The 13,481-nt window shown below is 56.2% G+C and carries 11 protein-coding genes; 9 read left to right on the top strand and 2 right to left on the bottom strand.

Annotation, left to right across the window (positions count from 1 at the left end; translation table 11 throughout):
• Both ACM6IQ_RS02055 and tssI read right to left on the bottom strand, forming a co-directional pair.
• Nucleotides 1-546: DUF2931 family protein (locus tag ACM6IQ_RS02055; RefSeq protein WP_414877972.1), on the bottom strand; the 546-nt coding region annotated here is incomplete at its 3' end.
• A complete protein-coding gene (gene tssI / locus ACM6IQ_RS02050; protein ID WP_414877971.1) occupies nt 539-3,961 on the bottom strand; it encodes a type VI secretion system tip protein TssI/VgrG in 3,423 nt (1,140 codons plus the stop codon). The genes ACM6IQ_RS02055 and tssI, both read right to left, overlap by 8 nt.
• Nucleotides 3,962-4,637: 676 nt before the next feature.
• Between tssI and tssA the strand changes: the two genes are divergently transcribed.
• The 9 genes from tssA (at nt 4,638) to tssG (ending at nt 13,475) form a co-directional block, all read left to right on the top strand.
• Nucleotides 4,638-6,194, top strand: a complete 1,557-nt coding sequence (gene tssA, locus ACM6IQ_RS02045) for a type VI secretion system protein TssA (protein WP_414877970.1) — start codon at nt 4,638-4,640, stop codon at nt 6,192-6,194.
• 32 nt (nt 6,195-6,226) lie between these two features.
• Nucleotides 6,227-6,730 carry a type VI secretion system contractile sheath small subunit gene (gene tssB / locus ACM6IQ_RS02040; protein WP_010465292.1) on the top strand — a complete coding sequence of 168 codons (504 nt, stop codon included), beginning with the start codon at nt 6,227-6,229 and terminating at the stop codon, nt 6,728-6,730.
• Between the two features lie 25 nt (nt 6,731-6,755).
• Entirely contained in the window at nt 6,756-8,231 is a 1,476-nt protein-coding gene (gene tssC / locus ACM6IQ_RS02035) for a type VI secretion system contractile sheath large subunit (protein WP_017341541.1), read from the top strand.
• Between the two features lie 14 nt (nt 8,232-8,245).
• Entirely contained in the window at nt 8,246-8,653 is a 408-nt protein-coding gene (tssE, locus tag ACM6IQ_RS02030) for a type VI secretion system baseplate subunit TssE (protein WP_008150080.1), read from the top strand.
• A 10-nt stretch (nt 8,654-8,663) separates the two neighbouring features.
• Nucleotides 8,664-9,188: a PAAR domain-containing protein gene (locus ACM6IQ_RS02025; RefSeq protein WP_259154065.1), complete on the top strand. Its 525-nt coding sequence runs from the start codon at nt 8,664-8,666 to the stop codon at nt 9,186-9,188.
• A gap of 20 nt (nt 9,189-9,208) precedes the next feature.
• On the top strand, nt 9,209-10,138 hold the full coding sequence (locus ACM6IQ_RS02020) for a DUF6402 family protein (protein WP_414877969.1): 930 nt from the start codon (nt 9,209-9,211) through the stop codon (nt 10,136-10,138).
• A 49-nt stretch (nt 10,139-10,187) separates the two neighbouring features.
• Nucleotides 10,188-10,604: a hypothetical protein gene (locus ACM6IQ_RS02015; RefSeq protein ID WP_414877968.1), complete on the top strand. Its 417-nt coding sequence runs from the start codon at nt 10,188-10,190 to the stop codon at nt 10,602-10,604.
• Nucleotides 10,605-10,716: 112 nt separating this feature from the next.
• A complete protein-coding gene (gene tssF, locus ACM6IQ_RS02010) occupies nt 10,717-12,504 on the top strand; it encodes a type VI secretion system baseplate subunit TssF (protein WP_017341536.1) in 1,788 nt (595 codons plus the stop codon).
• Entirely contained in the window at nt 12,468-13,475 is a 1,008-nt protein-coding gene (gene tssG / locus ACM6IQ_RS02005; protein ID WP_031319179.1) for a type VI secretion system baseplate subunit TssG, read from the top strand. Before tssF ends, tssG begins: the two co-directional genes overlap by 37 nt.
• Nucleotides 13,476-13,481: the final 6 nt, after the last annotated feature.

Below are 13,481 nucleotides of genomic sequence, written 5' to 3'. Positions count from 1 at the left end.
CCGAGCAATCTCTACCGACTTTAAGCAGGGGCCGCCGAGCCAGACTTTAGCAATGCCGCCCGGTGCCAAACCTATCCCTATATCGGCTCGGTAGTCGGTGATCCATTTACCGTCAGCTCTGCAAAAGGCCTTCTCAGGTTTGCGCATGATTTCCCGCGCTGATTCGGGAATGACGATGTAAGCCTCGTAGGTTTGAGGTTCTGCCAATGACTGCCAGCGCACGTAAATCAGACGAGGCAGGTCCGCGCCAAGTACGTCACGACCGGCACCTCGGCCGGGACTTTTGGGCCAGCCAGCGGGCTCCCCCTTGTTGTCTTTTGGCGTTAGTACGGATGCGATCCCAGAGCCAGCGCGACGAAACACACGCTCGCGGATATCCACAACGTCCGCTGTTTCAATCCAGACTTCCATGTAATCCGGCGCCCCGAAGCCTAGAGACCAAGGCTCGTCGTGCCTTGATTGCGCAAAACTTTGTATGTTGGCGATCAGCAGCAAACCTAAAAGTAGGCCGGCGTTGATTTTTGTGTGACGTAGGAAATTACTCATAAGGATGCACCACACGTTTTCCGCCATTGGCAGGCCGGTTGATAAACATGATGTTCATATCGCTGCTATCAAAGTCTCTAGCTGCGTTCCAGCAAGCGGAAAGGTGGATGTAGCGACTGCGTAACATCGATCTTTCTTCAACCGTCAGTCCTTCGACCTGTGTGTCGCCAAGGGCGTACGCCTGTAGCTTTTTGTGGATAGATACCAAATCTAAAGGTAGGGCTAGTTTCGGGTCATTGGCATCGATGACGTCAAACGGAACACGGTGTCTAACTGCCAACTCGCGCATGATCCGCAAATACACCAACGAAAGTTCGCCACGAACCGGGCGTTCGATGGAGGCAGCTGCAAAAACCTTTTTCTGTTGTTCTGTATTTGTTCCATTTGACTCCTTTGAATAAGGCAGCAGCCTTTCCCAATACGCCACTTTGATATTGTTGCGCGGACCTTCGACGTCAACGACACCTTTTCCATACCAGGCGAATGCCTCTTTTTCAGCGGAAAGGTAAGCGGCGGTTCGGGTTGCCGCCATGCTCTCACTCACGGTGCTAGTTGTAGGTTTACCTAGCAGGAGTTTTTCATGGGCTATTGGCAAATAACCACCGCCAAGGTCTGAGTGCACGCCGGGCAAAACCAGATCTGTACTACCTAGGCTGTTGAGGGCGAAATTTTCGCGGACTTCGTCTCGCGCGACCAAGTGCACTATCTTTTCAGCACAGCCGTCAGGGAGTCTTAGATTGACTCCAGGGTTTTTGCCATTGGCGACCGTAAAGTCAAAAAAACCAGGCTTGGCGATGGCCGCAACAGTGTCGAACAGGCCAATAAAGTTGATGGCAACTCCTGCTTTTATTCGCCAGTTAAAGCTTCGAGAAAAGATCGGTGATGCGGCGGGTATTGCTTGCGCTAAAACACCTTTCTCACCGTTAAGTACTTCGTTCGCGAAATGCCGAGCCGCTGCAGCACCTCGACTGAAACCAAAAATGTCGAACTCGATTTTTTCTACAACTACGTTCGGGTTTCCTTCTTGGAACAACCGTATTTGCTTCAGAATTTTTGCCGGGGTCTGTTCAACACGGGCAACTACGCCAGTTTCGCCCCTACCCGTGATCAGGCCGTGGTACGAGTCTTCGCCGTTGCTTTTAGTGCCGATACCTTCCACATAGATGCGCAAAAATGCTTTTTCCTCGTCCACGGGAATAGGTTTGGATGAGTGATCTGCATACAAGTCGTAGAGCCTCGCGATATTGCTCACATCATTCCCATAACTATTGTCTGGCGAGCTCCCGTTGCCGTCATACCCATAAGCAGCGCAATACTTCTGTACCTCCTCTGCTGCCTCCTCCAGTTTGGCATCCGGTGCATAACACGCTGCCACGGTCTCGCTGTTAGCTTTGTTGTTACCCGTGCCATCGAAGAACACCCCGATTCGCAACGTAATCCCTTCCTCTTCAACTTCCTCCTCTTCTTCCTCCAGCTCATCCTCTTCCAACGGCGCAGGCACAACAGCCGCCAACAACCCCGCCACCGTCCCCGGCAACAACGCATGCGCCGCCATCCCCGCCACCGGTGAGCCACCGACCTCAACCTCGCTACTGCTGAACACCCCACCCGCATCGATCACGACGTGGTGACCACCGGCCTTCAACGTAATACTGGCGCCCGCGTCCAGCACCAGATTGGCGCCAGCCTTGATATGAACGTGCTCACCAGCCTCAACCACCAACGCTTCGCCAATCCGGTTGTGGCTACTCCCGGCAATTTGCAGATAGTCGCTGGCCTTGAGTTGAACCTTGCGATCCGCCGTGACCGTGCGATGTTCTTCAGCGCCGAGCACCGCGATGCTGTTTCCCTTGATGGTTTCCTGGCGTTCATTCCCCACGTCCAGGCGGCTGTCGTTCCCGACCTTCTGTTCCATATCCCGCTGAGCACGCAGGTAGATCAACTCCTGCCCGGCGCGGTCTTCAATCGACAGTTCGTTGTAGCCACCGGTTTGCGGTGAGCTGTGGCTGCGCAGTACCGTTCGGGTTTTGTTTTCGGGCAAGGGGTAGGGCGCCGGCGTGACCTTGTTGATCAGGCAACCGGTGATCAGCGGGTTGTCAGGATTGCCTTCGAGGTAGGTGACGAGGACTTCCATGCCGATGCGCGGAATAGTCACCGCGCCGAAATGATCCCCCGCCCAACTCGACGCCACCCGCAACCAACAGCTGCTTTTCTCGGTGTTGTGCTCCGCGCGGTCCCAGTGGAATTCGACTTTGACGCGGCCATATTCATCGCAGTAAATCTCTTCGCCGAGGGGCCCGGTGACGCGCGCGGTCTGGCAGACCAGCGCTGGACGTGGTGCCGGCAGTGGAGGCCGATAAAACACGTCCCAGGGAATCGCGCTGAAACTATTGCGGTAGCCCTGGGTAAAACCGTCCTCAGCGTCGGTGATTGACTCTTCAAGCACCTGAGGTTGTTTTCCAGAATGAATGACGCTGAGCAGCAGCCAGAGATCGTTGTACGTTTCACGTGGGTGATCCGTCAGGCTGAAAAAGTGACCACTGCGCAGGCACGGCTGATCGCTTTTGCCCTCCGCTAATTGATAGTCGGTGCGGTGCCGCTCCAGCGCTTGCCGAGCGAGCTGTTTGCCGAGTTTTTCATTCTCGAAAAACAGTGGGTAACGATAGTCCTCAAGCTCGGGGCTGAACTCGGCGATGAAGCGACTTTCCAGCAGCGCGCTTGGGCGTTTCGGGTCGTAGTTTCGGCGAGTGACTTTGCTGGGACGGGTGCTGTAACGCATGGAAAACTGGCTGATGACCGGATGCTCCGCCACCATGCCGGCGTCTTGCAGATAAGGCGTTTCACCCAATTTTGGAAAGGCGGTCTGGTCATCGCTGAACACCAGCACATGACCTTCCCGGGAATGCTGGTGATGCCATGCAATGCCATCCTCGGCGCACAGTCGCCGTACGAACTCAAAATCACTTTCCCCGTATTGGGTGCAGTACTCGCGCTCGGGACTCGTTCTGACGTGAAAGGAAAACGCATCGGCCTGAATGCCGTGCCCCTTGAGTACCCGAGCGATGATTTGCGGCGCCGTCTGGCCCTGGAAAATCCGATGATCATGACTGAACTGCAGGTCGTGTAGCGCTGGTACCAGGTTCATGCGATAGCGCGTCAGGCGTTTGCCGACATCGCCTACGAAAACCCCGTCGATATGGCCATGAATGCCTTCGCCGTTGAGGCCGAACTGGAGAAATGCGGGTTGGTTTAGCAAGCTCTCCAGATCGAAATCCGGGTACTCACTGACCAGTTCGATGTGAATCGAGTACAAGGCGCTGATGGTTTCAGTGCCTTCAAATGCCAGCACTTTAAAATCGTTGCGAACCGTCGGGATCGTAAGGGTGAATTGCGCGGCATTGGCGGGTGCGAACATGCGCTTATCCTTTTGCTTCCGAGTGGCTCGTCCTTAAGCCAAGAGAGAAAAACGCGACGACCGAACCATGTCCGGCTTGAGGAAGTCGTCAAAATGCCGGGCACGCTAACAAGGCCTCCAAAGTATTGATGTAGGAGGGATCCTGAAGCGAAGTATGAAATTTCCGTGATACTGAAAGTTCCATTCTGGAACTTTGTGTTAATTATAAAATGCCATCATTATGATGGCACTTTTCTTGTCGACTGTTGTCACTCATCGATTTATTCATTGCGATCAGTAACATTTCAGAAGGCTCCTACATTCTTCCTTTTATATTTTTGGCATGCTTCACGTCCGCCTCAGGGAGTGCATAGGCAATGAATACGGGATTTATTCAGGATGAGAGGCTGGATGGCTCTATCTCAACGGTTTTCGGCCTGTTGGCCGAACAATAAACAGTTGAGCCGATCTCAGGGATTCCCTTGCTATATATAGGGAAATCTCCTAGGAGTGATAAACACACTTTGTCTTATTGTTTACTCGGGTGCTTGCTAGTGGCCATCATCGTGAGTACGATGCGCCCACTTTGTAAGAGCACGATCTCAATTGGATGAGACTCTTCGCAGCTCTTCGTTACCGTCCCTCGCCGTTGGAATTCCAATGGGCGTATGACCGTAATCCAAACTAAAGGCCATGGATGTCCTACTCAAGCAAACTTTCTGCTCATTACTTTGAACTCGCAAAAGTCTCTGTTTCCAAAGAGAATTTCGCGGGCGAGGATGTTCGCTTCTCGAGCGAATATGAAGCACTGGAAAGTGAGCTGGCCAAAGCCTCGTCCATGCACGAAAGCGGTCAGATCGACTGGCTGAAAATCCGTGAAAACAGCGAAAACCTGCTGCGTACCCAATCCAAGGATTTGCGCGTCGGCGCCTGGCTGACCTGGGCGCTGTACCAGCGCGAATCCTTTCAAGGCCTGCTCGCCGGCCTCGGTTTGCTGCACTACCTGTGCGAAAGCCACTGGGCCGACGTCCACCCGAACAAGGCCCGCACGCGCTCCGCTGCGATCAGTTGGCTGGTGCCGCGTCTTGAGCAGGTGCTGACCGAAAATATCGCGATCAAAGAGCAGTTGCCGATGTTCCGGCGGCTGGTCGAACACCTTGAGGGCCTCGACGCCGCGTGCACCGAGCATCTGGGCGATGACGCGCCGTTGCTGCTGCCGATCTCCCGCCGCCTGAAAAACATGGTGCAACGCGCCGCCGACAACCAGCCGGAGCCCGGCGTGGTCGGTGCTGCGGTGGCTCAGGTCAAACAAGTCGCGACACAACTGTTAACGCCCGGCGCGCCGATCGACAACGAAAAAGAAGCCCACAAGGCCCTGCGCGCCCAGCAGGAAAGCGCCCGTCCGTTGTGTGCCTGGTGGCTCAAGCAAAAAGCCACCGACCTGCGCGCCCTGCGCCTCAATCGCACGTTGCTGTGGTTGCCCATCGACGCCGTCCCTGAACGCAACGCTGAACAGATCACCGTGCTGCGCGGTTTGCCGGCCGACAAGCTCAAGGCCTATCAGGACCGTTACGATCAGGGCAAATACGCCGACCTGCTGGTGGAACTGGAGGCGAGCCTGGCGAAGGCACCGTTCTGGTTCGATGGCCAGCGAATGGTCTGGGAATGTCTCCAGGCATTGAACGCCGACATGGCAATGCGCGAAGTGGAAATCCACTTCGCGCTTTTGGTTCAGCGCCTGCCTGGCATCGTCGAGTTGCGTTTCCATGACGGTGCTCCGTTCGCCGATCCGGCCACCCGTGCCTGGGTCAGCGCCAATGTCATGCCGCACCTGCAAAGCGCCAGTGCGCCGCACAAGGTCGAAGTCGCCGACACCCAGCCGGCCTGGGAACTGGCCCTGGAAGAAGTCCTGCCGATTCTGCGCAAGGACGGCCTCAAGGCTGCCGTGCAAATCCTCAAGCAGGGCCTGCAAAGTGCCCACGGCGGGCGCGTCCGATTCTTCTGGCAGTTCGCCCTCGCGCGGTTGTGCTTCATGGCCAAGAAATACGAACTGGCCAAGACCCAACTCGAAACCCTCGACCAAACATTACAGGACTCAGGCCTGCACGCCTGGGAGCCCGATCTTGCGCTGGAAGTGCTGCATTTACTGCATAGCTGCTGCGAGTTGTTGCCGCAGAACCATGCCGTACGTGAACGCAAGGAAGAGATTTATCGCAGGCTGTGCCACCTCGATCTCGAAGTGGTACTCGAATAGGCCCCAGGGCCACAACCGCAAGGAGAAAAGCCATGGCCAAAGAAGGCTCGGTAGCCCCCAAGGAACGCATCAACGTCACCTTCAAACCTGCCACCGGTGGTGCCCAGGAAGAGATTGAACTGCCGTTGAAACTACTGGCAATCGGTGACTACACCCACCGCAAGGACGAACGCAAGGTCGAAGATCGCAAGCCGATCAGCATCGACAAAATGACTTTCGACGAAGTGCTGGCCAAGCAAGAGCTGAGCCTGACGCTGAGCGTGCCAAATCGTCTTCAGGAAGAAGGCGACACTGAAGAACTGGCCGTGAAACTGCGCGTCAACTCGATGAAGGACTTCAACCCGGCCTCGCTGGTCGAGCAAGTGCCCGAGCTGAAAAAACTGATGGAACTGCGCGACGCACTGGTGGCCCTCAAAGGCCCGCTGGGTAACGCGCCTGCGTTCCGCAAAGCCATCGAAGGCGTACTCGCCGACGACGAATCCCGCGGTCGCGTACTGGGTGAGCTGGGCCTGAACGCCGCAGCCCAGGACGCCTGAGTCTCCATCAGCCAAGGAAGCCAACATGAGCACGAGTGCAGCGCAGCAAAAGAGTAACGAGAACGGCGAATACAGCATTCTCGACAGCATCATCGCCGAAACCCGCCTGACGCCGGACGACGAAGCCTACGACATCGCCAAGCGCGGTGTGTCGGCCTTCATCGAAGAGCTGCTCAAGCCGCAGAACAACGGTGAGCCGGTCAAGAAAGCCATGGTTGACCGCATGATCGCCGAGATCGATGCCAAGCTCAGCCGTCAGATGGACGAGATCCTCCACCACCCGGACTTCCAGTCCCTGGAATCGTCGTGGCGTGGTCTGCAGTTGCTGGTCGACCGCACCAACTTCCGCGAAAACATCAAGATCGAAATCCTCAACGTCTCCAAAGAAGACCTGCTGGACGATTTCGAAGATTCGCCGGAAGTGATGCAGGCCGGCCTGTACAAGCACATCTACACCGCTGAATACGGCCAGTTCGGTGGCCAGCCTGTGGGCGCGATCATCGCTAACTACTTCATGTCCCCAAGCTCGCCAGACGTGAAGCTGATGCAGTACGTGTCCAGCGTTGCCTGCATGTCCCACGCGCCGTTCATTGCCGCGGCCGGCCCGAAATTCTTCGGCCTGGAAAGCTTCACCGGCCTGCCGGACCTGAAGGATCTGAAAGATCACTTCGAAGGCCCGCAATTCGCCAAATGGCAGAGCTTCCGCCAATCGGAAGACTCCCGTTACGTTGGCCTGACCGTGCCGCGTTTCCTGCTGCGTAACCCGTACGACCCGGAAGAAAACCCGGTCAAATCGTTCGTGTACAAAGAAACCGTCGCCAACAGCCACGAGCACTACCTGTGGGGCAACACCGCCTACGCGTTCGGCACCAAGCTGACCGACAGCTTCGCCAAATTCCGCTGGTGCCCGAACATCATCGGCCCGCAGAGCGGTGGTGCGGTTGAAGACCTGCCGTTGCACCACTTCGAAAGCATGGGCGAAATCGAAACCAAGATTCCTACCGAGGTTCTGGTTTCCGACCGTCGTGAATACGAACTGGCCGAGGAAGGCTTCATCTCCCTGACCATGCGCAAAGGCTCCGACAACGCGGCGTTCTTCTCCGCCAGCTCGGTGCAGAAGCCGAAGTTCTTCGGCATCAGCGCAGAAGGCAAGGCCGCAGAGCTTAACTACAAGCTCGGCACCCAACTGCCGTACATGATGATCGTCAACCGCCTGGCTCACTACTTGAAAGTGCTGCAGCGCGAGCAACTCGGTTCGTGGAAAGAACGTACCGACCTCGAGCTGGAACTGAACAAGTGGATCCGCCAGTACGTGGCCGACCAGGAAAACCCAAGCGCCGAAGTCCGTGGCCGTCGTCCGCTGCGCGCTGCCCAGATCATCGTCAGCGATGTCGAAGGCGAGCCTGGCTGGTACCGCGTCAGCCTGAACGTGCGCCCGCACTTCAAGTACATGGGTGCCGATTTCACCCTGTCGCTGGTTGGCAAGCTGGACAAAGAGTAAGCGGAGCCTAACTCATGACTGGATACGGCAGCCTTTTCGAACGCCTGGGTGGCGACGCGGACAAACGCGTCGGCTGGAGCCGCGAGGTCTCCGCCATGGCGTCCGTGGCTGCCCATCTGGCCAAGATGCTCAGCACCCGTGCGGGCAGCGTGCAAACGCTGTCCGACTACGGGCTACCCGATCTCAATGACATGCGTCTGAGCCTGCACGACTCCCTGAGTCAGGCCCGTTTGGCCATCGAAAATTTCATCGAAGCCTACGAGCCACGCCTGAGCAATGTGCGTGTCATCTCCCTGCCGCGTGATCACGATCAGCTTCGCCTGTCCTTCAGCATCGAAGGCCTGCTGGAAGTTGATGGTTTCAAGCGCCAGGTCAGTTTCGCCGCGCGCCTGGATGGCAGCGGTCAAGTCAAGGTCAACTAAGGAGATTCGTATGTCCGGCAAACCAGCAGCACGCGTATCCGACCCCACCGCTTGCCCGCTCCCCGGCCACGGCACCAACCCGATCGCCGCCGGTTCCGGCGATGTGTTCTTCGACGGCCTCGCGGCCGCCCGCCAAGGCGATGCCTCGGCGTGTGGTGGTGCGATGTCGGGCGGGTTGGCGACGACGGTTTTGATTAACGGCAAACCGGCGGCAACGGTGGATTCCGTCGGGACTCATGGCAACAAGGTTACGGCGGGTTCCGGGACGGTGATTATCGGGAATTCGCATTCGCCGGTGCCGTTTGTGGCGCCGTTGCCGGTGGAGATTCAGTGGCCGTTTAACGAGCACTACGTGATCAATTGCCAGGACACCGGGAAGCCGTTGGCTGGAGTTGCATACAGTTTCAAAACAGCCTCGGGAAAAATAATCAGTGGTGTCACAGGCGCCGACGGCAAGACGCAGAAAATTTCGTCATCGGAAGCTGAGACGTATGAGTTGATTATTGAGCAGCAATCCGAAGTTGTAATTGGATAAAACGAGTGAGGGTTTTTGATATGGCGGATACAACAATAGCTTCAAGTCTGACACCAGCGAGTAATCAGGCTGGTAAGTCAGCAGTTGTTCGTCAATTCAAAATCACAGATATACCTGGCGCGATGGATAAGATGAAGTGGCCGGTTGCTGCGAAGCTCATGCGCCATTGGTTCAATGGCAAGCCATGGCCAACCACAGACGGCGCTATGAGCAAAGAGGTCAAAGACCACGCCGCTCTTGCAGACGTCAATTATGTAGAAGATACCATCGTGAAAATGGCTTGGCTGATGCGGTTTGAACCTGCCAAGGCTGTAATTGAAGAGTTGAAGTCTGTTTGGGATAATCCTGCTGGACGAAAAAATATAAGCAAGAAAGTCAAAGATAAGTATCTTGGCTCGACTCCAGGCGTTTACCCTTTCAAGTTTGAAAGTGCAAGAAAGGTTGAAGAGTTCGGATACAGTAATAATCGAGCGGTCAAATTCGGCTTGATAGAGAAAACCGATGAGCTCCGGGCTGCGCTGGCAAATTTTAACCTTCGCGTATTTCCAGAAGGGAAGTTAGTCGTCTCTGTAGATAGCATTCAACTATTTGTTGAGCGTATCGGCTTTTATGCTGAGGATGCCTACGACTTCAATGACGCACCGGAAGATAATTTCAGTCAACCACTGGGTTTTTGGAATTTTGATGGGGTAGCCAACCCTGCCTATGCAGCCACTGCAAATGCCGGCGCGGCGCAGATGAGGTCAGACATCGCGTCGAATCCGTATCTCAGTGCCGAAGACTCTCAAGCTATGTTTAAGGAAATAGACAGTGCGCGCTATTTTTATATTACGAACTCCCACTTTGTGAAGTATCGGGCTGAGTTCGGTAAGGGTGGCGACTTTCAGGTTTTATCTGACGTGCACTATCAGGGTATTCCATTAACAGTTATTAACGTTTGGAATAAATAATGCGCACATTTGGCGTTGGTGTGGTTGCGGAAAATGTGGGTGTTAAAAAATGATCACGTTTAGCAAGAGGTGGTTGTGGTCTATCAGTCTCTCGTTGGTGCTGTTGTTTGCATTGCTTGTTTATTGCGTAAACGCAATGCTTGGATTTCCTGCAAGTACAACTAAGGCCAGCCCTTCAGGAGATTACGTAATTGAGAATGTGCGTGTCGGCAGAATTTTCATGCTTGGCGGTATGGCGTACTTAAGAATTATTGATTCGAAGGATTCAGCCAAAGTATATCGAAGCCCGTTGTACGATACTCAATCGCTAGATATGCGTGCGTACGAGGATGATAACGAGGTCGGTATTACTTGGATCGACTTCAACAAGAAAAGCAAAGTGTTCACGGTTTCCATGCCGCAATGGGAAGAAAGTTGGCTGAATGTCTTTATCAGTAATACGCCGTATGAGGTTATTCCTAATTGAGGCGGATGAATCCCTCTCGATGACTACTTTGGCGCGAATTAAGCTCACTAAGTGAACGACGGCTTATGTCAGCGTGGGAATTTACTCTAAATTATGATCAGGCAACCACACGATGTCCTTTAACCACTACTACCAAAGCGAACTCACCGCACTGCGCCAGTTAGGTCGTCGTTTCGCCGAGCGTAGCCCGGCGTTGGCGCCTTTCCTGGGTCAGGCCGGGCGGGATCCGGACGTGGAGCGGTTGCTGGAAGGTTTTGCATTCCTGACCGGTCGCCTGCGCCAGAAGCTCGACGATGAACTGCCGGAGCTCAGCCACTCCCTGATGCACCTGCTGTGGCCCAACTACATGCGGCCGCTGCCGGCGTTCAGCATTTTGCAGTTCGATCCGTTGAAGCGTTCCGGGCCTGCGTTGATGGTCGAGCGCGACACGCCAGTCGAGAGCGTGCCGATCGATGACGTGCGTTGCCGCTTCCGCACCTGCTACCCGACCGAGGTCTTGCCGCTGGATCTGGCCGCACTGAATTACTCGGTGAAAGGCGACGGTTCGCTGTTGAGTCTGCGCCTGGAGATGAGCGCAGATGGTCACTTGGGCGAGCTGGAGCTGAGTCGTCTGCGTCTGCACTTCGCCGGCGAGCGCTACATCAGCCAGATGCTTTACCTGAGCCTGTTGCGCAACCTGGAAGGCATCGAGCTGATCCCGCTGGACGGCGCCGGCAAGCCCATCAACGGCGTCAACGGCACGCCAATGGCGTTCAAAATGCCCGGCGACCGCGTGCAGCCGGTGGGGTTTGCCGAAGAAGAAGCGTTGATCCCGTATCCGCTGAACACTTTCCGCGGCTATCGCTACTTGCAGGAATACTTCGCCTTCCAGGACAAATTCCTCTTCGTTGATATCAACGGTCTGGACCTGCTCAAAGCCTTGCCGGAAGACACGCTCAAGCAAATGCGCGGCCTCGAATTGCGCTTTGACATTCGCAAGAGCGGCATCATGCGGATGCGTCCGACCCTGGACAACGTGAAGCTTTATTGCACGCCAATCGTCAACCTGTTCAAGCACGACGCCTTGCCGATTCGCCTCGACGGCAAGCAAGACGAATACCTGCTGCTGCCGGCCGAATTCGATTTGCAAAACTGCGGCGTGTTCTCGGTGGAAACCGTGACCGGCTGGAAACCCGGCGGCCTCGGTTATCAGGAGTACGTGCCGTTCGAGTCCTTCGAGCACGACCCGAGTTTCGACGTGCCCAACAGCCGCCCGCATTACAGCATTCGCCAGCGTTCGTCCTCGTTGCACGACGGCCTCGACACTTACCTGAGCTTCGGCATCCGTCACACCGAAGCCCACGAAACCCTGTCGATCGAGCTGATGTGCACCAACCAGAATCTGCCCAAAAAGCTCAAGCTCGGTGACATCAGCATGGCATGCGAGGACACGCCGGAGTTCCTGAGCTTCCGCAACATCACCCCGGCCACGTCGAGCTTCGCGCCGCCGCTGAACCGCGACTTCCTCTGGAAGCTGATCAGCAACATGTCGCTTAACTATCTGTCGCTGGCCGACGTCAATGCGTTGAAGGTGATTCTCGAAACCTACGACCTGCCGCGCTATTACGACCAGCACGCGGAGAAAGTCAGCAAACGCCTGCTCGGCGGGCTCAAGTCGATCAAGCACCAGCATGTCGATCGACTGCACCGAGGGTTGCCGGTTCGCGGGTTGCGCACCGAGCTGACCATCGATCCGGAAGGGTATATCGGCGAGGGCGACCTGTTCGTGTTCGCTTCGGTTCTCAACGAGTTTTTCGCGCTTTACGCCAGTCTCAATTCGTACCACGAGCTGCGGGTAAAAAGTACACAAGGAGAGGTGTACCAATGGACACCACGTATGGGCCTTCAGCCGCTTCTTTAAGCGGACTGACCCGAGGAATACGCGAGTACTCGCTGTTTCAGGCCGTGCTGCTGGTGGTTGACCGGCTGCGCGAGGCCCACCCGCACCTGAGCGAAGACGACCTGTACGACCAGCTGGAATTCCAGGCCAACCCGAGCCTGGGTTTCCCCGGCAGCGACGTCGATCGTGTGGAGTTTTTCCACGAGCAGGGGCAGATGCGCGCGCGCCTGCGCTTCAACCTGATCGGCCTGGTCGGCTCCGGTTCGCCGCTGCCGGCGTTCTACGGCGAGCAGGCGTTAGGCGACAGCGAAGACGGCAACCCGACCCGCCACTTCCTCGACCTGTTTCACCATCGCCTGCAACGGCTGATGCTGCCGATCTGGCGCAAGTACCGCTACCGCGCCAGCTTCCAGAGCGGCGCGCTCGATCCATTTTCGGCGCAGCTGTTTGCCTTGATCGGCCTCGGCGGCGAAGAGATCCGCAAGGCCCAGGAACTCAACTGGAAACGCCTGCTGCCGTACCTCGGTCTGCTCAGTTTGCGGGCGCACTCGGCGGCGCTGATCGAAGCGGTGCTGCGTTACTACTTCAAGCACGCCGAACTGACCATCGAGCAGTGCATCGAGCGTCGTGTGGAAATTCTCGACGAGCAGCGCAATCGGCTGGGCCGCGCCAACAGCCTGCTCGGCGAAGACCTGGTGCTGGGCGAACACGTACGCGACCGCAGCGGCAAATTCCGTATCCACATCCGCGAGCTCGACTGGCAGCGCTTTCACGAATTCCTACCGATCGGTTTCGGCTACCAGCCGCTGTGCGCGCTGGTGCGGTTCACCCTGCGTGACCCACTCGATTACGACATTCGCCTGGTATTGCGCCAGGAAGAAATCCGCGAACTGCGCATCGGTGAGCAGAACGCCTGTCGCCTGGGATGGACCAGTTGGCTGGGCCGCGAAAAAGCGGACGGCGTGGTGACCCTGGGCAGCAAAATTCATTAAGGACAG

The sequence above is a fragment of the Pseudomonas sp. IT-P100 genome (assembly GCF_949767185.1).
Classification (GTDB): domain Bacteria; phylum Pseudomonadota; class Gammaproteobacteria; order Pseudomonadales; family Pseudomonadaceae; genus Aquipseudomonas; species Aquipseudomonas fluorescens_B.
Note: the sequence above shows the minus strand (reverse complement) of the source record. Positions and strands in the feature narration are given on the sequence as shown.